Origin of the sequence: Breoghania sp. L-A4 (genome assembly GCF_003432385.1) — a bacterium.
Taxonomy (GTDB): domain Bacteria; phylum Pseudomonadota; class Alphaproteobacteria; order Rhizobiales; family Stappiaceae; genus Breoghania.
Genome location: NZ_CP031841.1, coordinates 4680966 through 4706916 on the forward strand (window position 1 = coordinate 4680966; position 25951 = coordinate 4706916).

A 25951-nucleotide genomic window follows, 5' to 3' on the forward strand; every position below is an offset into this window, starting at 1 on the left:
CGAATAATCGGCCGCATGGCACCCTTACACAAAAAACCCGCCGCGCGACACTGGACCGCGCGCGCGTCGTTCCCATATCAGGCTGATACGGCCTCGTTTCAATCACTTGGCGCCCGGACGCGGCGCAAAAGGCGTATTCGAGCCTGAAGATTGGCGCCGCGGCGCCCACACTGGATCATCACCGGTCCGCAAGCCCAAGGAAACAGCGACGTGGACCAGACGACGCCGATCACCGAACGCGATCCGAGCCGGGCCGTCCGCCTGCGCGACGTGCATCTGAGCCTGGGCACGGGCGCCGCCCGCGTGCACATTCTCAGGGGCGTCGATCTCGACATAGCCTCCGGCAGTTCGCTGGGCATCGTCGGCCCGTCGGGCTCGGGCAAGTCGACGCTGTTGATGGTCATGGCCGGTCTCGAACGCTGCGACGCGGGTCAGGTCGGCGTCGCCGAGCAGGAGCTGACGGGGCTGAGCGAGGATGCGCTGGCCCGGTTCCGCGGCCGCCACGTGGGTATCGTCTTCCAGTCGTTTCATCTCATCCCCAACATGACGGCGCTGGAAAACGTCGCCGTGCCGCTCGAGCTCACGGGCGACCGCGACGCTTTCGCCAAGGCGCGCGCCGAACTCGAGGCCGTGGGCCTGGGAGAGCGCCTGTCGCATTATCCCGCGCAAATGTCGGGCGGTGAACAGCAGCGCGTCGCGATCGCCCGCGCGCTTGTGCCCTCGCCGACGATCCTCATTGCGGACGAGCCGACGGGAAATCTCGACGAGAAGACCGGCCGCCAGATCGTCGATCTCATGTTCAAGGCTCAGGAGACCCGCGGCATGACCCTGGTGCTGGTCACGCATGACCGCTCGCTGGCCGACCGCTGTCAGCGCACCATCCGCATGCGCTCGGGCGTCATCGACACAAGCCCGCTTGAGACCGCGTCTGAGCATCACGCCTCGGCGGCCGGCGCATGAGCGGCGCGCAGTCGGCCAACCGTCCCGGCGTGATGCTCGCCCTGCGCTTCGCGCTGCGCGAATTGCGCGGCGGCGTGAAGGGCTTTTACGTCTTCATCGCCTGTATCGCGCTCGGCGTGGCGGCGATCGCCGGCGTCGCCTCCGTGTCACGCGCGCTGACGGAAGGCATTGCCGGCGAAGGCCGCACGATTCTGGGCGGCGACATCGCCTTTTCCGTCGTCCACCGGGAACTCGACTCCGACGAACGCGCGTTTCTCGACGCCGAGGGCGCTGTCTCCTCCATCGCGACGATGCGCGCCATGGCGCGGGCGCCGGAGACCGACGACCAGGCGCTGGTCGAAGTCAAGGCGATCGATGACGCCTATCCGCTCTTCGGCGCGCTGGAACTCACCTCCGGCGGTGACGTCCACGCGCTCACGGGCAAGAACGCCACCGGCTACGACGCGGTTGTCGACGAGGCGCTGCTCGTCCGGCTCGATCTCGGGATCGGCGACACGATCGACATCGGCCGCATCACGCTGACCGTACGCGACACCATCGCGAATGAGGCCGACAAGCTTGCCGGCGGCGTCGATTTCGGGCCGCGCCTGATGGTGTCGCTTGACGCCTTGCGCGCCTCCGGCCTGCTCCAGCCGGGCTCGCTGGTCCGCTGGCATTACCGGTTGAAGCTGAACCGCGCCAATGAGACCGCCTCATTGGACGCCACCGACATGGTCTCCGACACACGACTCGAAGGCGTGATAGCGGAGGCGCGCGAAAAATTCCCCACCGCCGGCTGGCGCATCCGCTCGCGCGCCAACGCCGCACCCGGGCTGCAGCGCAGCATTCGCCGCTTCACGCAATTTCTCACGCTCGTCGGCCTGACGGCCCTGGTCGTGGGTGGCGTCGGCGTCGCCAACGCCGTGCGCGCCTTCCTCGACACCAAGCGGCCGGTGATTGCCACCTTCAAGTGTCTCGGCGCGCCGGGCTCCTTCGTCTTCATCGTCTATCTGGCGCAGATCACCATGTTGGCGGGCGCAGGTATCCTCATCGGCCTCGTGCTCGGCGCCATTCTGCCGTTCGCCGCCGGCATCGCTCTGGAGCAGGTGCTGCCTGTTCAGGTAATCAACGGAATCTATCCGGCCGAACTCGGGCTCGGTCTCATCTACGGGCTGCTGACCGCGCTGGCCTTCGCGCTCTGGCCTTTGGGCCGCGCCCATGACGTGCCGCCCAGCGCGCTGTTTCGCGATCAGCCGGGCGAAGGCAAGGCGTGGCCACGCAAGCGCTATATCGCCGCAACCGCGGCGACCGTTCTGGCGCTGGCCATCCTTGCCGTTGCGCTTGCCTACGATCGATACATCGCCCTGATCTACGTGGGCGCCTCCTCCACGGCCTTCGTACTTCTGGTGCTGGTTGGCCGCGGCATCATGGCCGCCGCGCGCAAGATCCCGCATGTGCACGCCACCGAATGGCGGCTGGCCATCGCCAACATCCATCGTCCCGGCGCGCTGACGCCCTCGGTCGTGCTGTCGCTGGGTCTCGGACTGACGCTTCTGGTGGCGCTGACGCTGATCGATGGCAACCTGCGCCAGCAACTCGGCACGACCATCGCGCAAAAGGCCCCCAGCTTCTTCTTTGTCGACATCCAGAACACGGAGAAGCCGGCCTTCGACGCCTTGCTGGCCCGCGAGGCGCCCGAAGCCATCCGCCAGGGCGCGCCCATGCTGCGCGGCCGGCTGGTGAAGCTGAAGGGCGTGTCGACCGAGGACATCGAGGCGCCGCCGTCCGCCGCCTGGGTGCTGCGCGGCGACCGCGGCATCACCTATGCCGAAACCGTGCCGGAAAACTCGCGGCTGGTGGCGGGAGAATGGTGGGGCAAGGATTATTCCGGCGAGCCGCTGGTGTCGTTTGAGGCCGAACTCGCCGGTGAGCTGGGTCTCGCCATCGGCGACACGGTGACCGTCAACGTGCTGGGCCGCGAAATCACCGCCAGGATCGCCAACACGCGCATCGTCGAGTGGGAAAGCCTGGCGATCAACTTCGTCATGGTGTTCTCGCCCAACACGTTTGCCGGCGCGCCGCATTCGCATCTCGCCACCGTGACCTGGGAGGAGCCGGTTACCACCGCGCGCGAGATCGACCTTCTGAAGGCCGTCACCGCCGCCTTCCCGACGGTCACCGGCGTGCGCGTCAAGGACGCCATCGACCAGGTCAACGCGCTGGTCGCACAGCTCGCGTGGGCCATCCGCGCCGCCTCCTCGATCACCCTGATCTCCAGCATCATGGTGCTCGCCGGCGCGCTAGCCGCCGGACACAAGAGCCGCATCCACGACGCCATCATCCTCAAGACGCTGGGGGCGACGCGGGCGCGGCTGATCGCGGCCTATGCCATCGAATACGCCGCGCTTGGCCTGGTCACGGCGCTGTTCGGCGTCATCGCCGGATCGATCGCGGCCTGGTTCGTGGTGGCGCGGCTGATGGACGCGAGTTTCACCATCCAGCCGGCGGCTGCCGTCGCCGCCGCCGTCATCGCCCTGGTGCTGTCCGTCAGCCTGGGGCTGATCGGCACCTGGCGGGTGCTGGGTGAGAAACCCGCAACCGTGCTGAGGAATCTCTAACCACCCGCGCCGTATCATCCTTTCGTCACGATACGGCACGAATTTGCGCGATCGGGCCTTGTTCCCGAGAGGCAATCCACCCATATTTGCCCCAGCGTCCGGGAAAGGACGCATCAACAGTTTCCTCTGGGATCGAAAGAGAGGTCTTCATGTCGACCTTCGACCGTAATCAGACTGCACGTTACGCAGCCACACGTGCCGAGGCCGGCGTCTATGACGAAGGTCTGCGGAGCTATATGCTCAGCGTCTACAATTATATGGCACTTGGCCTGGGCATCACCGGCCTTGCCGCGCTGGGCGCCTTCATCCTGTCCGTCACCAGTGATCCGGCCGCTGGCGTAGCGCAGTTGCCCAACGGCATGATGCTGACCAGCTTCGGCTACGCGCTGTTCGCAAGCCCGCTGAAATGGGTGGTGATCCTGGCGCCGCTCGCCATGGTGTTCTTCCTCTCCGCGCGCATCAACAAGATGAGCGTCGGCGCGGCCCAGGGCACCTTCTGGCTTTACGCGGCTCTGGTCGGCATTTCTCTGTCGTCGATCTTCCTCGTCTACACCCACGGCTCCATCGCCCGGGTGTTCTTCATCACCGCAGCCTCCTTCGGCGGTCTCAGCCTCTTCGGCTACACCACCAAGAAGGATCTGTCGGGCTGGGGTTCGTTCCTGTTCATGGGCCTGATCGGCATCATCATCGCCTCGGTCGTCAACATCTTCCTGGCGTCGTCCGCCATGCAGTTCGCCATCTCGGTGATCGGCGTGCTGGTGTTCGCCGGCCTCACGGCCTACGACACCCAGCAGATCAAGGAAATGTACCACGAGGGCGACAGCGAGCTGGTCGCCGGCCGCAAGTCCATCATGGGCGCGCTGCGCCTCTACCTCGACTTCATCAACCTGTTCATCATGCTGCTGTCGCTGTTCGGCAACCGCGAATAGGCTTGATCGGATCGAACGCATGCAAACGGGCGCGATTTTCGCGCCCGTTTTTTTGTGCACATAACGATGGCGCACCGCCCGATGCCCAACGAATGCGCTCGACACGTTTTTCGGCACCGGCCACACTGCGGCGTCCTGCGAACAACAGCCGATTCCATGTCCCACAGCATCCGTCCCGCCGCGCCCGCCGACATCCCGGCGATCACCGCAATCTACGCGCATGCCGTCACCCACGGCACCGCCAGCTTCGAGCTGACGCCGCCGAATGAGACCGAAATGCGCCGCCGGTTCGACGCGCTGATGGCGAGCCACCACCCCTATCTGGTCTTTGAGGATGACGGCGTCGTGCTGGGCTACGCCTACGCCGGCCCGCACCGCCCCCGGCCGGCCTATCGCTGGGCGGTGGAAAGCTCGATCTACATAGCGCCCGAGCGTCAGGGCATGGGAATCGGCAAGGCGCTACTCGCGGCGCTGGTCGACGAGGCAACAGTGCGCGGCTTCCGCCAGATGATCGGCGTCGTCGGCGACAGCACCCATGCCGCCTCCATCCGGCTGCATGAGGCGGCGGGTTTCGAGGTCATCGGCACGGTGAAGAACGTCGGCCGCAAATTCGACCGCTGGCTCGATATCGTCATGCTGCAGCGCGCGCTGGGAGACGGTGCGAAGACCCCGCCCGAACGCTGATCACAGCATGGCGGCGCGCGGTCAGACCACCCGCAGGTGACGCTTCCTGTCCAGAACCCGCAGCACGGTTTCCAGATCGCGGCCGCGCTTGAGAATCATGCCGCCCGCCGCCAGCACCGAATAGGCGCCCTGCTTGCGCGCGTTCTTCGGATCCTTCTCGATGCGGTACAGCGGCACCTCGCTGGTGTGGCGGAACACCGAGAAGATCGCCTTGTCCTTGTGGAAATCGATCGCGTAGTCGCGCCACTCGCCGGCGGCGACATTGCGCCCGTAGACCCTGAGAATCTGCGCAAGCTCCTGCCGGTTGAAAGCGATGCGCGGGGCAGCGGGCGGTGCGGGGACAGGGGCGGAGGGAAGTGTGGCGGGCCGTGCGGCGGAACTCGTATGCTGGCTGGCGGTTGCCGCGGCGAGGGACGCCGGCCCGCCGCGCGCCACCGGACTATCGTCGATTTCGCTCATTGCGCCTCCTCCGTGCCGATCGCGCCAAGCTTCGGCCGGTCGCACCCGGCGCGCCGGAAAAGCGGCGCCCGGTCGTTAACCGGCGTAGGGCCAGTGTTGCGCCGCAAGCAGCCCTTGGCAACCCCGGGAACCGCGCAAACCCGCGCCGAAGGCGCGTGCAACGGCACAATGGCTCGGCGCGCGAAATCTTTACCACGTCAAGTATGCGCGGCGATATTTCCTTAGTTTTGCCTTATTGCGGCCCTTGCGCGGCCATTTTGCATCACCATATTTCAATTGTTGCCTCAGACGGCCCGGTTCAACCAGGATCTCGGATTTTCAGCCCCCAGCCCCCGGGGACTTGGAACAGAGCCGGGCCACCTGAGGCGCAATTGGTTCAAATCCCCCATAGAATTCTGGCCAGCTTTCGCTGGCCTTTTCTTTGTCCGCCCCCGGCCGCGAGATCCGCCGCCGCGCCCCGCGCCCGCGCCGGACGGATTGTTGAACCGTCAAAATCCCCGATCCAGCCTTGATCCATGCCCCCTTAAAGACGATATGTATCACCCGTCTTTCACGGATAACCCAAGGGCGCTGGCCACGATGACGAGCAACGGAACTCTTGAGACCGACGCCACCGGCGGCTCGGGCGAAACCCATGCCTTTCAGGCCGAGGTCTCCCGCCTGCTGCACCTCATGGTGCACGCGGTCTATTCCAACAAGGACATCTTCCTTCGCGAGCTGATCTCCAACTCCGCCGACGCCTGCGAGCGGCTGCGCCATCTGGCGGTCACCGACGCGAGCCTGACGGCGGAGGATCCCGATTTCCGCATCCGCCTTGAGACCGACCCGGACGCGAAAACCCTGACGATCGCCGACAACGGCATCGGCATGAGCCGCGACGAGATGATCGAGAATCTGGGCACCATCGCGCGATCCGGCACCCGCGCCTTCCTCGACGGACTGAAGGACGCCAAGGATGGATCGGCGCTGATCGGCCAGTTCGGCGTCGGCTTCTATTCCGCCTTCATGGTGGCCCGGGAGGTCGAGGTCACGAGCCGCGCCGCCGGTTCCGATGAAGCCTGGCGCTGGCGTTCCGACGGCCAGGGCGAATTCTCCGTCGAACCGGCGGATCTCGCCGACGCTCCCGCGCGCGGCACCCGTGTCACGCTGCATCTCAACGACGAATCACTCGACTACGCGACGCCGTCGGCCATCGAGCGCATCGTGCGCGAATATTCCTCCCACGTGCCGGTGCCCATCGTGCTGGTGGCGCCAGCCAGACCCGAGCGGGACGAAGACGGCGCGGAAAAGCCCGTCGAGGAGGGCAAGACCGAGGAACGCCAACTCGCCGACGGCACGGCGCTGTGGACGAAACCGAAGTCCGACATCACCGAGGACGAGTACCGCGAGTTCTACGGCCACGTCTCGGCGCAGTTCGACGAGCCCGCGCTGACGCTGCACTACCGCGCGGAAGGCCGGCACGAATATTCCGTGCTGCTGTTCCTGCCCTCCATGAAGCCCTTCGACCTGTTCGATCCCTCGCGCAAGGGTCGGGTGAAGCTCTATGTGCGCCGCGTCTTCATCGCCGATGACGTGGACATCATGCCCGCCTGGCTGCGCTTCATGCGCGGCGTGGTCGACAGCGAGGATCTGCCGCTCAACATCTCGCGCGAGATGCTGCAAAAAAATCCTGTGCTCGATTCCATCCGCAAGGGCGTGGTCAACCGGGTGCTGTCCGAGCTGCAGAAGCTGGCCGACAATGAGCCGGAAAAATACATCAAGATCTGGGAGACCTTCGGCCCGGTCATCAAGGAAGGCCTCTACGAGGACTTTGAGAAGCGCGACAAGATTTTCGCGCTGGCCCGCTTCCGCACCACGGCGTCGGACGACTGGCGCTCGCTGGCCGACTACGTGGCGGATCTGAAGGAAAACCAGACCCAGATCTTCTACGCGACCGGCGAGAATCTCGAGGCGCTGAAGCGCTCGCCGCAGCTCGAGGGCTACCGGGCGCGCGGCATCGAGGTGCTGCTGCTGGCCGATCCCGTCGACGCCTTCTGGGTACAGACGGCTCTGGGCTACGAGGGCAAGCCGTTCCGTTCGGTCACGCAAGGCGCCGCCGATCTTGACGCCATCCCGCTGCCCGAGGACTCGGACAAGCCCGAGGATGACGCCGGCGACAAGGGTGACATCGCGAAACTGGCGACCTTCATCAAGGAGGTTCTGGGCAACAGGGTTTCCGACGTGCGCGCCTCCTCGCGGCTGTCCGAAAGCCCCGTGTGCCTGGTGGCGCCCGAAGGCGGCCCGGACCGGCAGTTCGAGAAGCTGATGTCCCAGCGCGAGGGCGCGATGGGCGGCTTCGCGCCGGTGCTGGAACTCAATCCGCGCAACCCGCTGATCAAGTCCATCGCCGCCAGGGCCGGCGACGCCACGGCGAAGGCGGAACTCGAGGACAGCGCCTGGCTGCTGTTCGACCAGGCCCGCGTGCTCGACGGCGAAATCCCCGCCGACCCCTCCGGCTTCGCCATGCGCCTGGGCCGCCTGATGAGCAAGAACCTGGGCTGAAGCGGCGACGAATTCGGCGCGCGGGATCACCCCGCGCGCCGGCTTTTCAGACGGCAATCCCCACGGCGATGGCGATCCTGTGCCAATTGGCGCCGAGCCACGACACCAGCGGCGCGATCCTCTGCTGAAGCTTTTCGGCGTGCCCGCTGAAATCATCCGCCGCCTTGGCGTATTTGATCACCCGCTCCAGCGCGCCGCCGACTTCGTCCTTGTCGGGTTGCGGCTTGGCGGCTTCCTCTTCCGCATCCTGCAGGGCGCGATCCAGCTTGCCCGCGTCCGGAACCCGCATTTCCGCAAGCAAGGCCCGCAGCGCGGCAAGTTCGCCCGCCACGTCGACCGTCTCCGGCGCCGGCAACACAACCTTGACGCCCTTCATGATCGCGGAGCTGTTCTCACCGGTCACAACCTGCGATCCAATGATGTCGCGGGCTCTCACGGACCTGTCGTCACCGCTCGTCGTCATCACCGTTCTCCCGCTGCTGCAATTCCTGAAACACGGCAACCGCCGGCCCGATCAGCTCCATATCAGGCTCGATGTCGAGCTCCTGTGACAATTCCAGATATCGTTGAAGGTGCATCGCCATCCACTGGATAAACGCCTGTGGCGCATCAAGGAACAGCGGCATGAGAAGCCCGATTGCCTCCGCAATCGCCTCACGTGCGCCCACGATATCCGATGAAGCCCGGCGTACGTCTGAAAGCATACAGAGATTGACAGACAAATCCGGCGTGAACGCGTCCGGGCGCGCCGCCGCAAGCTCGCGGAAAAGACCGGCCGCCTCCTGCGCCGCATCAAGCGCGGCCTCGCGACGGCCCAGATCCGAGAGGAAACCGGCGAGGTTGCTGAGCGATGCCGCCAGAGCAGGCGTGAATGCGTCCGGGCGTGCCGCGGCAAGATCACGGCGAAGACCGACCGCCTCCTCCGCCGCGGCCAGCGCGGCCTCCCGACGCCCGAGAGCCAAGAGGAAACTGGCGAGGTTGTTGAGCGACATCGCCAGATCAGGCGTGAACGCGTCCGGGCGCGCCGCCGCAAGATCACGGTAAAGACCGGCCGCCTCCTCCGCCGCACCAAGCGCATCCTCCCGACGCCCGAGATCCGAAAGCTGATTGGCAAGGTTGTTGAGCGATGCCGCCAGATTGGGCGTGAACGCGTCCGGGCGCGCCGCGGCAAGATCACGGCGAAGACCGACCGCCTCCTCCGCCGCATCAAGCGCGGCCTCCCGACGCCCGAGAGCCGATAGGAAACTGGCAACGTTGTTGAGCGATGCCGCCAGATTAGGCGTGAACGCGTCCGGGCGCGCCGCGGCAAGAACACGGCGGAGACCCACCGCCTCCTCCGCCGCATCCAGCGCCGCCTCCCGACGCCCGAGAGCCGAGAGCTGATTGGCAAGGGTGTTGAGCGATGCCGCCAGATTAGGCGTGAACGCGTCCGGGCGCGCCGCGGCAAGGTCACGGTAAAGACCGGCCGCCTCCTCCGCCGCACCAAGCGCATCCTCCCGACGCCCGAGAGCCGAGAGGAAACTGGCAAGGTTGTTGAGCGACATCGCCAGATCAGGCGTGAACGCGTCCGGGCGCGCCGCGGCAAGGTCACGGTAAAGACCGGCCGCCTCCTCCGCCGCATCCAGCGCATCCTCCCGACGCCCGAGAGCCGAGAGGACACCGGCGAGGTTGTTGAGCGCCCCCGCCAGAGCAGGCGTGAACGCGTCCGGGCGCGCCGCGGCAAGTTCGCGGTAGAGACCGGCCGCCTCCTGCGCCGCACCAAGCGCATCCTCCCGACGCCCGAGATCCGAGAGGCGAAAGGCAAGGTTGTTGAGCCACATTGCGGCTCTGGCGGCATCTCCAGGATTGTGACTGTTCCGGAACGCCTGCCGGAAAGCCTGCGCAAGGTTCGACGTCAGGTCCAGGGCCGCCTCGCGCAGGATCGTGGTCCGCTCCGGCAAGGCGAAGGCCAGTGGCTCCAACGCTTCCGGATTGCCGGTCTGGCCCGCCACGTGGGCCAGCATGTCCATCAGACGCCTGGCGGTTGCCTTTTCCTCGTCCGTCGCGCTCTGGTCCTCCAGCGCATAGGCATAGTCCTGCAGCAGGCGCATCAACACCTCGGCCGCCCGGTATGCGCCGACGGCGTAGGCGCGGGCGACGACGTCCGCCGCGCCTGCTTCGATTGCCGGCGCGCCGCTCAGGGCTTCGACGATCACCCCTTCGCCGATCAGATCCGGCTGGATGGATCCAAGCCGTCCCACAGACCCGCCTCCCTCGCCGGACTGAAGCGGCGGCAGCTCCTGCTGCATCAACGGCCCTAGGGACCCCGCATCGCCTGAAAGCCCGGCCGCCGCCAGTTCATCCGCCAGGGCTGCGTTCAGCCCCTTGAGTTCAAGCCCGCCTGCGAGCCCGTTGAACGCCGTGAGATGGACAATCGCCGCAGCCTGGCCTTCACCGGCAAGCCTTTTCAGGCGCGCCAACTCGCGTCTGGCCAGATGCCGCGCCATTTCAAGCCGCCGCAAAGCAAGCGCCTCCGACGGTCCCTTCTCGCGCGCGATCACCCCGGCCATGACCAGCGCCAGCGGATTGGCGAATTGCGCCTCGGCAAGCCGGCCATCGAAATGCCTATCCGCACCGACCTCCGGCACACTGCCTTCGTTCACAGCCTCATCATGCAAGGCTCGAGCGGCCCCGAATGCCGCTGTCATGACCGCCCGGCGCCCCTCGAGATCCTCCAGACCCGGCAAGGCATGGGGGCGCAAGTCAGCGTCGTAAAAGAGAGTCAATCGGGCGGCGGCCGAGTTGAGCGGTGGAGCCGTCAGTTCATGCCACCAGCCGAAACCCGGTGGGGCGTCTCGTTCCAGCAGCAGGATTCGAAGTTTGGTTTCAAGCTCCTGCGTGGCCAGCCGGTCGAGCCACCGGGCAAGATCGCCATGCACCTGCGCCGCGTAGTCGAGCACCAGGAGCGTGTTGCGATCCCAGGAAAGCGCGCGTGTCGCGCTGGCCTCCACCACCGGGCCCACGTCCGAGGGCGACAGAAAGCCGGCCGCCCAATCGCCGACATCCGTCTCGCCATCGACAGCCTCGCACAGCGCGATGGCAAGGCGGGTCTTGCCGGAGCCGGCGCGCCCGGTCACAGCATGAACGGAAATATCCGCGTCGCAGTCGAGCCACACCCGAAGCCCGTCGAGGATGTCAGTGCGGCCGATCAGGGGAATCGTGCTGAGGGCCGGATTGAGGATGTCGAGTTCGCGCCGGCGGTGGTGTGCCTGCTGAATCCGGCGCGCTGCCGGCGGGCGGATCTGCATGCGCTGCAGCGGCAGGACAATTCCGCTGTCGCCAAATATGAGCCGCACCGCATTGCCGCTGCCGGTGACAACCACGCTTTGGGTAATATCGCGAGCATCAACGGAACGATCTGTCATCGAAGAGACCTGAAAAAGCGAAAATCAAATAAGCCCCCTCAGCCTAGCCGAACACCCTCCCGAAACAAAGCCGGCCGGCCAAGCGGATGCCCCGAGGCCTCGGCCAGGCGGAGACGCGCACAATAGTTGGCTCCTCGCGCGCCGTTTACCAAACTGTTGCCATTCTCGCGTAGTCTGTGGGAGCCTTGGATGCGTCGTTCGCGGCGCGATTTTGGAGGTCGCCCGCGTGACGCATGCCTGGTCGCATATCGTTTCCTGGAACGAGGACCGTGTCGAGAAGATCGCCGACGCGGTGGTGCACGTCATCGGTCTGGCGCTGGCGCTGGCCGGCACGGGCGCGCTGCTGGTCTATGCCTTCGGCGTCGCCGACGCGGCGCTCTATGCGGCCGTCGTCATCTACCTCGCCGGGCTGATCGCCTCGCTGGCCGCCTCCTCGCTCTACAACATCTGGCCGAATTCGCAGGTGAAATGGCTGCTGCGGCGGCTCGACCACTCGGCCATCTTCCTGCTGATCGCGGGAACCTACACGCCCTTCATCGCGCAGATGCCGGCGAACGCCACGTCGACGGCCCTGTTCATCGGCGTCTGGGCGGTGGCCGCCATCGGCATCGTGCTGAAACTCGCGTTTCCCGGCCGCTTCGACCGGCTCGCCGTGGGCGCCTATCTGGCGCTGGGCTGGTGCGGCGTGCTGGTGTTTCCCGCCATCCAGGACGCCATCCCCTCGACGACCCTGTGGCTGATCGCCGCCGGCGGCATCACCTATTCCGCCGGCGTCGTCTTCTACGCCTGGGAAGGCTTGCGCTTCAACAAGGCGATCTGGCACGGCTTCGTGCTGGCCGGGACCGCGCTGCATTACGGCGCGGTGATCGACAGCCTCAGCGTGCTGACGGTGTGATGCGGCGATACGACCGCGCCGAGACGCCGGATCAGTCGCGCTCGGGCGCGCCCAGCGGGAACAGCCCGCGATAGGGCCGCGCCTCGTCGACGGCGCGCGCCATCGACGGCCGCACCAGAAGACGCGCCCGGTATGCTCGCACATTGTCGAAACGCGGATCGATCTCATGCACCCAGTCGGCATAGAACAGCGACGGCGCCGCCGCGCAGTCGGCCATGGAAAAATCCTCGCCCGCCGCCCAGGTCCGGGTGGCCATCACCCCGTCCAGCCACGCGTAGGCCGCATCCAGCATCGCCCTCGCCTCGACCACGCCGACGGGGTCGCGATCGGCTTCGTCGCGGATACGGTCGAACACGATCCGCTGCATCGGCGTCATGATGTAGTTGTCGAAGACGCGGTCCATCATCCGAACGGTCAGGGCCGCATCCGCGTCCTCGGGAATCAGCCGCACCGGACCGGGATAATGCAATCCGAGATGCTCGATGATAATGCTGGACTCAAGCACGGTGCGGCCGCCGTCGACCAGCACGGGAAATTTTTTCAACGGCCAGAGCGCCGTGAGTTCCTCAAAGGCATCGGGATCGTCGGGTCCGAAGGCACGATAGGTGAACGGCGTGTCGTTCTCGTACAGCGCGACCAGCACTTTCTGGCAATAGGACGAGAACGGGTGCGCGTAGAGCATTGGTTTCATCGGCGGCTCCTCCGAACCGATTGCATTTCACAAGCAGTTGAGGGATATCAAAACCGATCCTATATTGCAAGCGGATTTGGAGAGCCACCGATGCACCGAGAGCCGAAATCGGGTTGCCCGATCAACCTGACCCTGGAAATTCTGGGCGACCGCTGGAGCCTCATCGTGATCCGCGACCTCATGTTCGGCAACCGGCGCCACTATCGCGAGCTGCTGACGCACTCCGAAGAAGGCATCGCCTCGAACGTGCTGGCGGACCGGCTCAAACGCCTGAGCATGGCGGGTCTCGTCTCTCGCCGCGACGATCCGACCCACAAGCAGAAGGGAATCTACAGTCTGACCGAACCGGCGATCCAGCTCGTGCCGCTGCTCGCGCAGATGGGCGCATGGGGCCGCCGCCACACACCGGTCTCAAAGGAGCTGTCCATCCGCGCAGAACTGCTGGAACGTGGTGGGCCGGAGATGTGGGAGGCCTTCATGGAGGAGCTGCGCGCCCAGCATCTCGGCCACCCGATGCCGGCGCGCTCGGTCTTCGCCGAACTCCGGGCCGCATTTGAGGCGGTTGCCGGACGACCCGATGAATCGAAGGACCCACGACCATGACCACAGACAACACGGGCACCATCCGCGTCGGCATCGGCGGCTGGACCTACGCGCCGTGGCGCGGACCATTCTATCCCGGCGATGTGACCCAGAAACGCGAGCTGGAATACGCCAGCCGCGCGCTGACCTCGATCGAGATCAACGGCACCTACTACGGCTCGCAGAAGCCGGAAACCTTCGCCAAGTGGCGCGACGAGACGCCGGACGATTTTGTCTTTGCGCTGAAAGCGCCGCGGTTCGCCACCAACCGGCGTGTGCTGGCCGAGGCCGGCGAGAGCATCGAGCGGTTCTTCGCAAGCGGCGTGATGGAACTCAGGCACAAGCTCGGGCCGGTCAACTGGCAGTTCATGGCGACCAAGAAATTCGACGCGGACGATTTCGAACGGTTCCTGAGGCTGCTGCCCAAGAGCCACGAGGGGCGGACCTTGCGCCACGCACTCGAGGTGCGCCACGAGAGCTTTTGCACGCCGGACTTCGTGGCCCTCGCCCGTGATCACGGCGCGGCGGTGGTGGTGGCGGGGGATACCGCCTTCCCGCAGATCGCCGATATCACCGCGCCCTTCGTCTACGCCCGCCTCATGGGCACGCGCGAAGGCGAGGATCTGGGCTATCCGGCGAAGGAGCTCGACGCCTGGGCGGCCCGCGCGCGCACCTGGGCCGCGGGCGGCATCCCTGAGGATCTGAAGACCTGCGGCGCCTCGCCGACGAAAGCGGAACGGCGCGACGTCTTCGCCTACGTCATCAGCGGCCACAAGGTGGCCAATCCGGCCGCCGCCATGGCCCTGATCGAGCGCCTCGGCTGAGGACCGGCACCGCTTGCCAACCGCCGCCTACATTGTGTGCGGGCGCGCGGTGATGCCGTTTGCCGCTTGCAGTTCACGGACGTATTTCACAATCGCCGCGATCTGTTCCACGGAGACATTCGGCTGCGGCGGCATGCTGCCGTAGGGCCAGTGGTGTTGACGCACCCCCAGTTGGGCGGCAACGAAGAATGCCTCGTCGGAATGATGGCCGGGATTGTAGATGTCGTGGAGGAACGGCGGCCCCTTGTCCGTACCGGTCGCGTTGACGCCGTGGCAGGCCGCGCAGACCGCGTCGAATTCCTTTTTTCCTTTCGCGGCCATCGGCGTCAGATCCGGCAGCGTGACGGCCACCTGACTCGAGGATCCGCCGCCTTTCGGAGCAAGGCTCTGCCAGAGCCAAATTCCCGCGCCACCGAGGATCGCGGCGATGACAATGTACTTCCATGCATTCGTCATGACGTCTGTCTCAGCTCCATGTCTGTCCCGGTTGATCGGTGCGGTGAACCGGTCCGTGATGGCAGGACATGGGGCCGCCCTTCAAGAAGAAGCGGCCCGGAATGCCGGAGCGGGCCACGTAACCGAAGTGCCCCGCTCCACCGCCACGGACTTATTTCAGCGCGACGATCGTCAGCTTGCCGTTCACGCGATCGGCCACGAATTCGATCTCCGCGCCTTCCCGCATCTTCGCCAGGATCGCGTCGTCACCGGCGCGGAAGACCATGGTCATCGCCGGCATCTCGAGATTCTTCAGTTCCTCGTGGATGACGGTGATCTTGCCCGCCTTGGCATCCACCTTTTTCACCACGCCCTTGGTGAACTCGTTGGCGAATCCGCTGCCGAGCGAGCCCATCACGAGGGCGGCGGCAAGCGCCAGATTGATCAGAGGTTTCATCGCGCTATTCCTTTGAGCTTAATGACAAAGGCCCCGAACTCTCGTTCGTCATGCTCGGGCTTGTCCCGAGCATCCATAAGCCATTGAAAAGAATGGATCCTCGGCACAAGGCCGAGGATGACGAAGAGTGCGGAGGTGGTTTGTCAGCAGTCTGTTTCATTGTCCGATTGCGATCTTCAGTTGGTGGCCAGCGTGTCGATGACCGACAGATCACCGCGCATGCCGGACTCGTAGTGACCTGGGATGAGGCAGGCGAACTCGAAGCCACCGTCGTTGGTAAAGGTCCAGATGATCTCCCCCGTCGCGCCCGGCACGAGCCGTGCCGCATTGGGGTCGTCATGTTCCATCTCCGGGAACTTCGCCATCATTGCCTTGTGCTCGGCGTTGGCGGCCATGTGGTCGAGAACGAACTCGTGTTCGAGCTCGCCGTTGTTGACGAGGCTGAAGCGGACGGTCTCCCCGCGTTTCACATCGACGCGGTCCGGCCTGAAGATCATTCTTCCATCGTCGGTTTCCAGCATCTCCACCTCGACGGTGCGCGACACATCGGCGGCCATCCCCGGCTTGCCGATCGCCATATGCTGGCCGGCCGCCGCCTTGTCATCATGGCCGTGACCGCCGGTGTGCGAGCCGGCAGCGAGCGCCGTCGTGACGGAGAGAAGCGCGATCGCGGCGCCAGTAAGTAGGGTCTTCATGAGTATTCCTTCAGATGAATATGGTCGCAGGTATTGGTTTCGGGTGTTCAGCTCTTGCCGGCGGACTTCGCCGGCAAGGGCGAGATTCTTGTTTCGGCGTTTGCCGCCTTGGCGACATCGGGAAGCTCGCCCGTCCACTCGTAGGCTTGGGTGCCGGGCGGATTGTCAAACCAGCCCGGGTCCGAATAGTCGTTCGCCGCGATCCCCTCGCGAACCTTCACGACCGAGAACATGCCGCCCATCTCGATCGGGCCGTGCGGGCCCCAGCCGGTCATCATCGGCACGGTGTTGTCGGGAAGCTCCATTTCCATCTCTCCCATGTCCGCCATGCCGGCGGTTCCCATCGGCATGTACTCGGGCTGCAGCTTGCGGATCTTCCCGGCGATGGCGCTCTTGTCGACACCGATGAAGGTGGGCACGTCGTGGCCCATGGCGTTCATTGTGTGATGCGACTTGTGGCAGTGGATCGCCCAGTCGCCCACGTGAACGGCGTCGAACTCGTAGGCCCGCATCGCCCCGACCGGAATGTCGATCGAAACCTCCGGCCAGCGTGCCTCCGGCCGTACCCAGCCTCCGTCCGTGCCCGTGACCTCGAAGTCGTATCCGTGCATGTGCACGGGATGATTGGTCATGGTCAGGTTGCCGACCCGCACCCGCACGCGGTCGTTCCTGGAGACGACCAGCGGATCGATGTCGGGGAAGAGGCGGCTGTTCCAGCACCACAGGTTGAAGTCGGCCATCGTCATGATCTTCGGCACGTAGGAGCCGGGATCGATATCGAAGGCGTTGAGCAGGAAGACGAAGTCCCGGTCGACCCGCATGAACGCGGGATCCTTCGGATGGACGATGAACATGCCCATCATGCCCATCGCCATCTGCACCATCTCGTCGGAGTGCGGGTGGTACATGAACGTCCCGCTCTTCACGAGATCGAACTCGTAGACGAAGGTCTTGCCCGGCGGGATATGCGGCTGCGACAGGCCGCCGACACCGTCCATGCCGGAAGGCAGGATCATGCCGTGCCAGTGGACCGATGTGTGCTCGGGCAGCCTGTTGGTGACGAAGATGCGAACCCGGTCGCCTTCCACGGCTTCGATGGTCGGGCCGGTCGACTGCCCGTTGTAGCCCCAGAGATGGGCCGTCATGCCTTCGGCCAGTTCACGCTCGACCGGCTCGGCGACAAGGTGGAATTCCTTGACGCCGTTGTTCATCCGATGGGGCAGCGTCCAACCGTTCAAGGTCACGACCGGTTGATAGTCCGGACCCGTCGAGGGATGCAGTGGCGGCTGGGTTGCCGCGGTCTCCATCACCGCGGCGTCGGGCAAGCCCCTGTTCGAGGTCTTCGCCCACGCGGAAGTCGAAACCAGCGCGGCACCCGCGCCCAGAAGCTGACGTCTGCTGAACATGATCGTCTCCTTTCCTAGTGTCCGCCGCCGCTGTCGGCCAACGCCATGGCTTCGCCGTCACCGGCAGCGGCGCCGGCGCCGCCGCCATAGGTCGAGGCCAAGAGATTCGCGTCCGCGAGCCAGAAATCCCGTTTCGCGGCGACCGATTGGAGGAGGGTGCTGATCTTTGCCCGTGTGTCGGCGAGCAGCTCGAACGTGTTGGTGATCATGCCGTTGTAGGTGAGGAGCGATTCCTCCTCGATCCCGGTACGCAACGGCAGGACGCTGTTCTGGTAATGCCGCGCTATGGCATGCGTCGCGGTGTAGGCCATGTACGCCGAGCGGGCCTCGGAGCGAACGTTCACGGCCTTTTCCGCCAGCTTGTTGGCCGCCCGCATATAGGCAAGCTCGCCCTTTCGCTGCCGCGCCTCGCCGGAATCGAAGATCGGGATGACGAACTCCAGTTCGGCTTGCAGCGTGGTCACGGTCTTCCTGCCGCCGTCCTCGTCGCGTTCGCGCTCGCTTTCGAAGCCGCCGATGATTTCCAGATCGGTGACATAGCGCGTCGCCACGGTCAGGCCGTGGCTCTGGGCGACCGCCTGTAGCTCCAGCCTGGCGATCTGAAGATCGACACGGCGCTGCAGCGCTTCGGTCTCGATCGCGTTCCTCCTGGCGACCGACGCCGGCAGCCGCGGCAGGTAATCGGGAACGTAATAATCGACGTCCACGCCCCACAGACCCATGAGTCTGGTGAGCTTTTCCTTCGCCAGCCGGGCCGCGAGACGCGCTTGCGCCTTCTGCCCCGACAATTCGGCATAGAAGGCGTGCTCCCGCGCCTGGTTGCCCTTTGGCATGGCGCCGCTTTCGCCAAGCTTCTGGGCGAGTTCGGACGCGGCGTCGGCGGCATTCTGCGCCTGATTGAAATACACCGTGGTCTCGAATGCGCCGACGGCGTTGATCCAGGCCTGCCGGGTCTCGGTGGCCAGCCGGAGCGTTTCGAGAACCGCCGTCAACTGCGCCTGCCGAAACCGCGTATCGGCGATTGCGACCCGCGAGCGTCGCGTGGCCAGCGCGAGAATATTCGCGGCGATCAGTCCCTCGATCGAGCGATAGGCGCCGAGTTCCGGGCTGGCGATGCCGAAGATGCCGATCGAAACCTTTGGATTGGGCAACATCGTCTGCTGCCAGGCCTCGGCTGCCGACAGGCCCATCTCGGCGTAGGCCGCCTGCAGACCCTTGTTGTTCAGCAGCGCGACCTGCACCGCGGTGTCCGCGTTGATCGTCTTCTTGTGGACGAGGGCATGAACACGCACGGCCAGGGCCTGCGCGTCATCCTTGTTCTGGGCCCAGACCGTCTGCTTGCCGATCGCCTGACCGGTCGTGGTCGAGACGGTCGAGAAACCGGCGTCTGGCGCCGAATATTGGTCGATCTGCTGGCCGGTGACGCAGCCGGCGAGCGCGACAGGTGCCAGGGTCGCGAACAGCAACCGGATGATTGGACGGCTCATGAACCGGCTCCCCCGTTCGGGGCCTGTTCCTGGTTGAGCTGTTTCCACGGCCGCGGAGAGACCGGCTCACGATGCGTGTAGCCGGCGATCACCCCGGCGTTCGTGGGCGCGCGATCCGCGATCCGCGCGTCCGCCGGCGATGGATGGGATGCCACATCGGGCAGCGAGGATCGCGCGCACGCGCCGAAAAGCAGCGGCAACAGCGCTGCCGCAAGAAGTCTATGCATGGGAAAGTACCTGATTACGCACAAGTCGATAGGCCGCGCGACGCGTGTTCGCACGGCGGGACTCAAGGAGAGGCAGTGCCTCTCGGTGTAATCAGGATCTGGGAGGCGCCAGGAGCACGATCAGGTCCATGCGGACAAGGCGCGCAATGTCGTCCTTGAAGAACATCGCCGCGTCATGACGGACGCCCGGCGCCTGAGTGTCGATGACGCCGGTGGCGAAACACATCCCGTAGCAGCACGTGTCGGCGGAATCGCCCGAGTGACGTGCCGGCGAACTTGCGGAGCCGGAACAATCGGCCAGGCCCACGCTGGACGTATGCGCGTCATGCGCGCCGGACAGGCTGGCGGTGCCATCCGGTTGAGCGTGCGGGGAGTGCATTGAGTCGACGACCGGAGCTGTCGGAGCATGGGCATGCGCCGCCGCCAATGGCGCAACCACAAGCGCCATGATGGTGATCACGCGAAGAACCAGCGCCAATACGAACGTTCGTGCCATCAACGACTTGCGTCTTCCAATAGGATCACATTGATCTCCGGCGAACGAATCCGAATTCACCCGCGAGACCGGGACTTGTAGCTTGCAGCCGTGGTGGCGGCAAGCGCCGAGAGCCGACGAGATCGATCGAAGGATAACATCCTCGTGATACCGCCAGAACAGCGTGTTGCGACAAAGCGCGATGGGGAAAAATCGCAAACCGGACGAAACAGCAAGCCCGGCAGCGTACGCGCCGTTGACCGCCGCCTTCGGAACACCACACCCAGGAGCATGGTACGGGTGGTCGGACTCGAACCGACACTCTGTCACCAGAACTGGATTTTGAATCCAGCGCGTCTACCAGTTCCGCCACACCCGCACAGCGTCCCCGGCTGGCGCGCATGACGCGCGTGCGGGGCACGAAACGAGCGCGACTATAGCCGCAGCATTGGCCACGTCAATCGCGTTTGACGGCGCGTCGCAACGCCCGGTGGAAATCGCCCGCGCGGCACGGCCCGCATCCCTCACAACGCCTTGCAAGGCGCGCGGATCGCCATCTCCCGATGCCGGTCGGGACCGCCGCGCCAATCAAGTGGACAGCGTCCCTTGGCGCGGCTATGAGACATGCATGTTGCGCCGCCTCTACGACTGGACAATGTCGCTTGCCGCCGGACCGCGCGCGCCTGCCGCGCTGGGAGTGGTTTCGTTCGCCGAAAGCTCGGTGTTCCCGTTGCCGCCGGATCTGCTGCTCATTCCGATGATTCTGGCCGACAAGACGCGAGCCTGGGCATTCGCGACCCTGTGCACCGTCGCATCGGTGCTCGGCGGACTGGCCGGCTACGCCATCGGCGCGCTGCTGTTTCTCCAGCTGGCAGAACCGATCCTGCAGTTCTACGGCTATCTCGACAAGTTCGAGGCCTTTCGCGCGCAATACAACGACTGGGGCGCCTGGATCGTCTTCATCGCGGGCGTCACGCCGTTTCCCTTCAAGGTGATCACCATCGCCTCCGGCGCCACCGCGCTCAACCTGCCGGTGTTCATCCTGGCCAGCATCGCGGCGCGCGCCCTGCGCTTCTTCGTCGTCGCCGCGCTTCTCTACTGGCTGGGCCCGCCGATCCGCGCCTTCATCGAAAGGCGCCTCGGCCTCGTTTTCACCGTCTTCACGCTCATGCTGGTTGGCGGCTTTGTCGCCCTGAAATATATTTGAGCCCGCCCTCCATCACATCGGACACGCCATGCAGCTCAACACCCTGCTCACAACGCACCGGCTGAGCGTCGCCGCCGCCCTCGTGCTTGCCGGCGCGATCGCGGCGATCTCCACCGCCTGGGGATTCCAGCTCATCGGCGGCTACGCGCCGTGCAAACTGTGCCTGGAGCAACGGCTGCCCTATTACGCCGGGATTCCGCTGACCGCGCTGGCGCTGCTGTTGTCCGCGCGCGGCAACACCCGCGCCGCCCGGATCGTCCTGGCGCTGGCCGCCATCGGCTTTGTCTATGGCGGCGGCGTCGGCGCCTATCAGGCGGGCGCGGAGTGGGATTTCTGGGCCGGGCCCACCGATTGCGGCGGCGGCACCTCCGCCCCGCGCGAGGCCGGCGCGTCGCTCTTGCAGTCACTGGAAAACACCCGCATCGTCAGTTGCACGGAAGCCAGTTGGCGCATGCTGGGCCTGTCGTTCGCGGGCTGGAACGTGGTCGCCTCGATGGGGCTGGTGATCGTGGCGGCCTGGGGTATTCTCAAGCACAGCCGGAAGGCGGCTTGAGACAAGGCTCTGAATGGCCCGAAGAGGTCCGGCAGGCCAAGGGGAGCGGATCCGATGAGCAGGCACGAAGACATCCACGCCGAACGCGAGCGCGAGGCCAAGGCCGCGCTGGACCGGCTCGCCTCGCAGACCGACACGCTTGGCGGCTCCGCCTTCGCCCGCATGGCCGACAAGGCGGTGGGCCATTTCACGGCCGAGGAGCTCGGGCCGGAGGACAAGATCGAGCTTTGGGGCACCCGCATCGGGCGCGTCGCCGGGCTCATCTTCGCCATCGGCCTGGTGATCTATCTGGTCCGCGTCTACGTCATGCAATGATCTGCGGGCCGGTCCGATGAACGCGCCTCGCGATGCAGCCGATTGGGCCTCCCGCACGGCCCCCGATCTCGCCGCCTTCGAGGTCATGGCCCGCGATGCCTACGCCGGCCTGCCCGACGATTTCCTGAAATTCTGCGGCGAGCTTGTCATCCTCATCGAGGATTTCCCGACCGACGAGATGCTCGACAGCCTGGAGCTGGAAAGCCCGTTCGATCTGCTGGGGCTGTTCGAGGGCCTGGGGCTCGCGCAAGCCGGCGACAGCGGCTGGACGGGCCGCGAACCCAACCGGATCTGGCTGTTCCGCCGCCCCATCCTGGACTACTGGGCCGATCACGAGGAGACCCTGGGCGGCGTGATCAGCCACGTGCTGATCCACGAAATCGGCCATCACTTCGGCCTCTCCGACGACGACATGGAAGCCATCGAGGCGGCGGCGGACTGACGGCGAAACGCGACGGCTCGGTCGCCCCGCATCTGGTCCAGTGAGAGCGCGCAGACCCATCGGTTGTCGTCCCCGGTCCTGTGCCGAGGACCCATCTTTTCCCAAGGCAGGTAGGTGCTCGGGACAAGCCCGAGCATGACGAATTCGCGATATGTGGTCTGTGCCGAAACGAAAAAGGCCGGACCATTGCCGGCCCGGCCTTTCGAATTCCTGCGATGTCAGCCGGCGTTACGCGGCCTTGTCGTCCTTGGCGCGCTCGATCGCCTCGACGATCATCGCCTTGGCTTCCTCGACGCCGCCCCAGCCCTTGATCTTGACCCACTTGCCGTCCTCGAGATCCTTGTAGCGCTCGAAGAAATGCTCGATCTGCTTGACCGTGATTTCGGGCAGGTCCTTGTAGCTGACGACGCGGTCGTAGCGCTGGGTCAGCTTGCTGGAGGGCACCGCGATGATCTTCTCGTCGCCGCCGGATTCGTCTTCCATGTACAGCACGCCGATCGGGCGGCAGTTCATGATGGCGCCCGGCACCACGGGACGCTGGTTGGCGACGATCACGTCGATCGGGTCGCCGTCATCGGACAGCGTATGCGGCACGAAGCCGTAGTTTCCCGGGTAACGCATTGGCGTGTAGAGAAACCGGTCGACGAACATGGCGCCCGCGGCCTTGTCCATCTCGTATTTGATCGGCTCGCCGCCCACCGGCACCTCGATGATCACGTTGATATCCTCGGGCGGCGTCTTTCCGATCGGCACGGCATCGATACGCATGGCGCAGGCGCTCCTAAAAGATTGAACCCGGCCTCCATGAGCCCGGGCAGGCAGGCCTCGCACGGCATATCGCGACGTCTGGGAGGATCGCGATCGCCCGCGCGAGGGAACGTTGGCCGCTTTTTGCCGGGGCGCGAGCAAAAACTCAAGCCGCAATTGTGCAACGCAACCCAATTCCCGCCCGAAATGGTTTATCGTCGCGCCCGACGAGCCTTCATCACGGGGATGAACATGACCGGAAATTCCATGGCGCTTAGCGCCAGACTGCTGACGATTCTGGCTTTTTCGACGGCGGCGATGACGGGACAGGCGCACGCCGCCGCCGCCCGCACCGACAGCGCCTACACGCCGCTTGTGCTGGAGGATTGCACGCCGCGGCAAGCCGCCGGCGGCGCGGACGGCGGTGAAGGCACCGACGGCGGCCGCTGGATCTGCGAGGGCTACGCGGGGATACCCGTCTATGTGGCGGAGGGCGATCTGCGGATGTTCGTCTCCTTCGGCCCGGACGCCGCCAATGAGATCGCCGCGAGCCAGACCCTGCCGGCCTTCAACACCATCAACGAGACGTTGGAGTGGCGGCTTGCCGACCGTGGCGGCGGACGCCCCTACGCCACCATCCTGCGCTGGTTCCCGCAAGGCTTCGACCAGGCGACCGGCCAGCCGGTGACCAGCCAGATGCTGGTGGTCACGCGTCTGGGCTTCGCTCTCGGCGATGGAGGGACCTGCCAGATCGCCGTCATTGACGCGCAAGCGGTGCCGGACGCCAACGCCCGCGCACGCCAGATCGCCGATACCATGGCCCGGGATTTCGACTGCGAGCGCGACGAAATCATCCACCTGCCGCGCTGACGCCGGGCGGCACGATCAGCTGCAACAGCGACAGAGTCCATCTGACCGCTGACAAAGCCGGGAAATCCCTCCTTCGTCATGGTCGGGCTTGTCCCGGCCATCCATAAGCCACTGAAAACATGGATCTTCGACACAAGGCCGAGGATGCGCTCAAGGAGGACGCACGTGGACACGGAACTGCTGTAGCCGCCTGCTACCGGCGAAAGGCCGTGGCGTCGGCCCAGCCGAAAATCTGGATGGCGATGTCCGTGCGGCCAAAGCGCTCCAGCCCGGCGGAGACGGGATCGCCGCCCATGGCCTCGTAGAAATGCCGCGCCGGCTCGTTCTCCACCAGCACCCGCACGGCGAGCCCCGACAGTCCCTTGGCGCGCAGATCGGCGCGCGCCGCGGTGAACAGCCGGCGGCCGAAGCCAAGCCCCTGGTATTCGGGCAGCAGGTAAAGCTCGAAAATCTCGCCCGCGTAGGGCAGCGTCTTCATGCGGCTGCGGCCGCAGGTGACATAGCCGGCGACCACGCCCGCAATCTCGATCACGGTAATCCGGGTGCGGTAGCGAATCGCGGCTTCCCACCATGCGACGCCGCGCCGGGCGATCAGCCGTTCCAGATCCACCCCGCCGAGAATGCCCAGGTATGCGCCGCGCCACGCGGCGTCATGGATGCCGGCCAGCAGGGCCGCATCGTCCGGTCGCGCTCGGCGTATGGAGATGGCGTCGACGTTCATGATGTCCACTATAACCCGTCTTCTCTATATTCCGAATGAATCCTGCAGCCGCAAGGCGCGACATTTCGTACGCCGGGCACGCGGGCCCATGCCCGGAAAAACATCGAAATCTGATCATCCGAAAGAGACCGAAATGCGCCTCGCACACCGGGGAACGGAGACAAAGGCAGGACCGGTTGACGAGACGCGGTTATAAATTTAACAAACCAAGTAACTTTCACCGGTCGATCCGCGCAGCGTCCCGGGGTATACCGGTTGAGCAAGCGGCGCCCTTCGGGATCGTCGGCGAATATTGCGATGGCGCGGCACATATCAGCGAGGGTTTCATGAAACTGGCGAGTTTCGACGTGGACGGCGAGCGCACGTTCGGCGCGGTGCGCGATGACGGGATCATCGATCTGGGCCGCCGTCTGGCCTCACGCTTCGCAAGCCTTCTCGATGTGATCCAGGCCGGAGCACTGGGCGAGATCGCGCCGCTGGTGACCGACGCGGATCCGGATTTCCAGCTTGGCGCGATCGACCTTCTGCCGCCGGTGATGGGCGGCGAGAAGATCCTGTGCATCGGCGTCAATTACGCCAACCGCAACGAGGAATACAAGGACGGTTCGGAGCTGCCGAAATATCCCTCCATGTTCTTCCGGGTGGCGGATTCCTTTGTCGGCCACGGCGAGCCGCTGGTGCGGCCCAAACAGTCCGACCAGCTCGACTACGAAGGCGAGATCGTGCTGGTGGTCGGCAAGGGCGGCCGGCACATCGCCCGCGAGGATGCGCTCGATCACGTCTGCGGCCTGACGCTGGCCAACGAGGGCACCATCCGCGACTGGGTGCGGCACGCGAAGTTCAACGTCACCCAGGGCAAGAACTTTGACAGCACCGGCGCGATCGGCCCGTGGATGGTCACCACCGACGAACTCGACCCGCGCCAGCCGATGCATCTGACCACAACGGTCAACGGCCAGCTGCGCCAGGACGACACGACGGAAAACCTGATCTTTCCGTTTGCCGACCTGCTCGTCTATGTCAGCTCCTTCATGACCCTGAAGCCAGGCGACATGATCCTCACCGGCACGCCGACCGGCGCCGGCGCCCGCTTCGATCCGCCGATCTGGCTGAAGCCGGGCGATGTGGTCGAGATCACCGTGCCGGAGATCGGCGTGCTGAAGAACGGCGTCGTCGACGAGACCTGAGCGGAGCCCCGGACGCGGCGCGTCACCGCCGGAATTGGCGGTTTTGTGGCGATTGCCACAGGGCGCTGCCGTGTCCGCGTTCTAAAATCGGTCCAGTCGAGACGTCATTTTCACAACCATGTTTCTTCACGGCGCGGTCCGTGATGTCCATCGCCATGCCG

At 65.4% G+C, this 25951-nt stretch carries 26 protein-coding genes and 1 tRNA gene; 14 read left to right on the forward strand and 13 right to left on the reverse strand.

The genetic code is table 11. From position 1 onward, the window contains the following. Positions 1 to 210: 210 nt before the first annotated feature. The 4 genes from D1F64_RS21390 to D1F64_RS21405 all read left to right on the forward strand — a co-directional run bounded on the left by D1F64_RS21390 (position 211) and on the right by D1F64_RS21405 (position 5170). Positions 211 to 960 (forward strand): ABC transporter ATP-binding protein, encoded by a 750-nt coding sequence (locus D1F64_RS21390; protein WP_248304541.1) that lies wholly within the window; start codon positions 211 to 213, stop codon positions 958 to 960. Further along, positions 957 to 3557 carry an ABC transporter permease gene (locus tag D1F64_RS21395; RefSeq protein ID WP_117414074.1) on the forward strand — a complete coding sequence of 867 codons (2601 nt, stop codon included), beginning with the start codon at positions 957 to 959 and terminating at the stop codon, positions 3555 to 3557. The genes D1F64_RS21390 and D1F64_RS21395 overlap by 4 nt, the downstream gene beginning before the upstream one ends. A gap of 149 nt (positions 3558 to 3706) precedes the next feature. Further along, on the forward strand, positions 3707 to 4486 hold the full coding sequence (locus D1F64_RS21400) for a Bax inhibitor-1/YccA family protein (protein ID WP_117414075.1): 780 nt from the start codon (positions 3707 to 3709) through the stop codon (positions 4484 to 4486). A 156-nt stretch (positions 4487 to 4642) separates the two neighbouring features. Then, positions 4643 to 5170, forward strand: a complete 528-nt coding sequence (locus D1F64_RS21405) for a GNAT family N-acetyltransferase (protein WP_117414076.1) — start codon at positions 4643 to 4645, stop codon at positions 5168 to 5170. A gap of 21 nt (positions 5171 to 5191) precedes the next feature. Here D1F64_RS21405 and D1F64_RS21410 read toward each other — a convergent pair whose 3' ends face one another. Then, positions 5192 to 5629: a DUF2794 domain-containing protein gene (locus D1F64_RS21410; RefSeq protein ID WP_117414077.1), complete on the reverse strand. Its 438-nt coding sequence runs from the start codon at positions 5627 to 5629 to the stop codon at positions 5192 to 5194. Between the two features lie 579 nt (positions 5630 to 6208). Here D1F64_RS21410 and htpG point away from each other — a divergent pair. After that, the gene (gene htpG, locus D1F64_RS21415) at positions 6209 to 8170 is read left to right on the forward strand and encodes a molecular chaperone HtpG (RefSeq protein WP_117414772.1); all 1962 of its coding nucleotides are present in this window, start codon (positions 6209 to 6211) and stop codon (positions 8168 to 8170) included. A 46-nt stretch (positions 8171 to 8216) separates the two neighbouring features. Here the strand turns inward: htpG and D1F64_RS21420 are convergent, their stop codons facing one another. Both D1F64_RS21420 and D1F64_RS21425 read right to left on the reverse strand, forming a co-directional pair. Then, the gene (locus D1F64_RS21420) at positions 8217 to 8633 is read right to left on the reverse strand and encodes a hypothetical protein (protein WP_205470572.1); all 417 of its coding nucleotides are present in this window, start codon (positions 8631 to 8633) and stop codon (positions 8217 to 8219) included. Next, positions 8617 to 11574 (reverse strand): tetratricopeptide repeat protein, encoded by a 2958-nt coding sequence (locus D1F64_RS21425; protein ID WP_162901699.1) that lies wholly within the window; start codon positions 11572 to 11574, stop codon positions 8617 to 8619. Before D1F64_RS21425 ends, D1F64_RS21420 begins: the two co-directional genes overlap by 17 nt. A 226-nt stretch (positions 11575 to 11800) precedes the next feature. On the opposite strand from D1F64_RS21425, the gene D1F64_RS21430 reads away from it, so the two are divergent. Next, on the forward strand, positions 11801 to 12469 hold the full coding sequence (locus tag D1F64_RS21430; protein ID WP_117414774.1) for a hemolysin III family protein: 669 nt from the start codon (positions 11801 to 11803) through the stop codon (positions 12467 to 12469). Positions 12470 to 12500: 31 nt separating this feature from the next. Here the strand turns inward: D1F64_RS21430 and D1F64_RS21435 are convergent, their stop codons facing one another. Beyond that, the gene (locus D1F64_RS21435) at positions 12501 to 13160 is read right to left on the reverse strand and encodes a glutathione S-transferase family protein (protein ID WP_117414079.1); all 660 of its coding nucleotides are present in this window, start codon (positions 13158 to 13160) and stop codon (positions 12501 to 12503) included. A 90-nt stretch (positions 13161 to 13250) separates the two neighbouring features. Between D1F64_RS21435 and D1F64_RS21440 the strand changes: the two genes are divergently transcribed. After that, a complete protein-coding gene (locus tag D1F64_RS21440) occupies positions 13251 to 13763 on the forward strand; it encodes a helix-turn-helix domain-containing protein (protein WP_117414080.1) in 513 nt (170 codons plus the stop codon). After that, the gene (locus tag D1F64_RS21445; RefSeq protein ID WP_117414081.1) at positions 13760 to 14566 is read left to right on the forward strand and encodes a DUF72 domain-containing protein; all 807 of its coding nucleotides are present in this window, start codon (positions 13760 to 13762) and stop codon (positions 14564 to 14566) included. The genes D1F64_RS21440 and D1F64_RS21445 overlap by 4 nt, the downstream gene beginning before the upstream one ends. A gap of 27 nt (positions 14567 to 14593) precedes the next feature. On the opposite strand, the gene D1F64_RS21450 is transcribed toward D1F64_RS21445, so the two are convergent. From D1F64_RS21450 to D1F64_RS21485, 7 genes are all read right to left on the reverse strand, one after another. Beyond that, positions 14594 to 14917 (reverse strand): cytochrome c, encoded by a 324-nt coding sequence (locus tag D1F64_RS21450; RefSeq protein ID WP_248304542.1) that lies wholly within the window; start codon positions 14915 to 14917, stop codon positions 14594 to 14596. 256 nt (positions 14918 to 15173) lie between these two features. Next, positions 15174 to 15458, reverse strand: a complete 285-nt coding sequence (locus D1F64_RS21455) for a copper-binding protein (RefSeq protein WP_117414083.1) — start codon at positions 15456 to 15458, stop codon at positions 15174 to 15176. Between the two features lie 176 nt (positions 15459 to 15634). After that, entirely contained in the window at positions 15635 to 16153 is a 519-nt protein-coding gene (locus D1F64_RS21460; RefSeq protein ID WP_117414084.1) for a cupredoxin family protein, read from the reverse strand. Positions 16154 to 16200: 47 nt separating this feature from the next. Next, positions 16201 to 17559: a copper oxidase gene (locus tag D1F64_RS21465; protein WP_117414085.1), complete on the reverse strand. Its 1359-nt coding sequence runs from the start codon at positions 17557 to 17559 to the stop codon at positions 16201 to 16203. Between the two features lie 14 nt (positions 17560 to 17573). Further along, the gene (locus D1F64_RS21470; protein ID WP_117414086.1) at positions 17574 to 19046 is read right to left on the reverse strand and encodes a TolC family protein; all 1473 of its coding nucleotides are present in this window, start codon (positions 19044 to 19046) and stop codon (positions 17574 to 17576) included. Positions 19047 to 19364: 318 nt separating this feature from the next. Beyond that, a complete protein-coding gene (locus tag D1F64_RS21480; RefSeq protein WP_117414088.1) occupies positions 19365 to 19769 on the reverse strand; it encodes a hypothetical protein in 405 nt (134 codons plus the stop codon). 271 nt (positions 19770 to 20040) lie between these two features. Continuing rightward, a tRNA-Leu gene (locus D1F64_RS21485) sits at positions 20041 to 20127 on the reverse strand. A gap of 249 nt (positions 20128 to 20376) precedes the next feature. Between D1F64_RS21485 and D1F64_RS21490 the strand changes: the two genes are divergently transcribed. Genes D1F64_RS21490 through D1F64_RS21505 form a run of 4 tightly spaced genes read left to right on the forward strand, consistent with a single transcriptional unit; the run spans position 20377 to position 22265 of the window. Beyond that, positions 20377 to 20955 (forward strand): YqaA family protein, encoded by a 579-nt coding sequence (locus tag D1F64_RS21490; protein ID WP_117414089.1) that lies wholly within the window; start codon positions 20377 to 20379, stop codon positions 20953 to 20955. A 28-nt stretch (positions 20956 to 20983) separates the two neighbouring features. Continuing rightward, positions 20984 to 21508: a disulfide bond formation protein B gene (locus tag D1F64_RS21495; RefSeq protein WP_117414090.1), complete on the forward strand. Its 525-nt coding sequence runs from the start codon at positions 20984 to 20986 to the stop codon at positions 21506 to 21508. 54 nt (positions 21509 to 21562) lie between these two features. Next, positions 21563 to 21823 (forward strand): hypothetical protein, encoded by a 261-nt coding sequence (locus tag D1F64_RS21500; RefSeq protein ID WP_117414091.1) that lies wholly within the window; start codon positions 21563 to 21565, stop codon positions 21821 to 21823. A 16-nt stretch (positions 21824 to 21839) separates the two neighbouring features. Continuing rightward, the gene (locus D1F64_RS21505) at positions 21840 to 22265 is read left to right on the forward strand and encodes a metallopeptidase family protein (RefSeq protein WP_117414092.1); all 426 of its coding nucleotides are present in this window, start codon (positions 21840 to 21842) and stop codon (positions 22263 to 22265) included. 228 nt (positions 22266 to 22493) lie between these two features. Here D1F64_RS21505 and ppa read toward each other — a convergent pair whose 3' ends face one another. Then, positions 22494 to 23033 (reverse strand): inorganic diphosphatase, encoded by a 540-nt coding sequence (gene ppa, locus D1F64_RS21510; RefSeq protein ID WP_117414093.1) that lies wholly within the window; start codon positions 23031 to 23033, stop codon positions 22494 to 22496. 231 nt (positions 23034 to 23264) lie between these two features. On the opposite strand from ppa, the gene D1F64_RS21515 reads away from it, so the two are divergent. After that, the gene (locus D1F64_RS21515) at positions 23265 to 23882 is read left to right on the forward strand and encodes a hypothetical protein (RefSeq protein ID WP_205470573.1); all 618 of its coding nucleotides are present in this window, start codon (positions 23265 to 23267) and stop codon (positions 23880 to 23882) included. A 193-nt stretch (positions 23883 to 24075) separates the two neighbouring features. On the opposite strand, the gene D1F64_RS21520 is transcribed toward D1F64_RS21515, so the two are convergent. After that, a complete protein-coding gene (locus D1F64_RS21520) occupies positions 24076 to 24603 on the reverse strand; it encodes an N-acetyltransferase (protein WP_117414776.1) in 528 nt (175 codons plus the stop codon). A 326-nt stretch (positions 24604 to 24929) separates the two neighbouring features. Here D1F64_RS21520 and D1F64_RS21525 point away from each other — a divergent pair, with 326 nt between their 5' ends. After that, complete coding sequence (locus D1F64_RS21525; protein ID WP_117414094.1) at positions 24930 to 25790, forward strand: fumarylacetoacetate hydrolase family protein; 861 nt, start codon at positions 24930 to 24932, stop codon at positions 25788 to 25790. Positions 25791 to 25951: the final 161 nt, after the last annotated feature.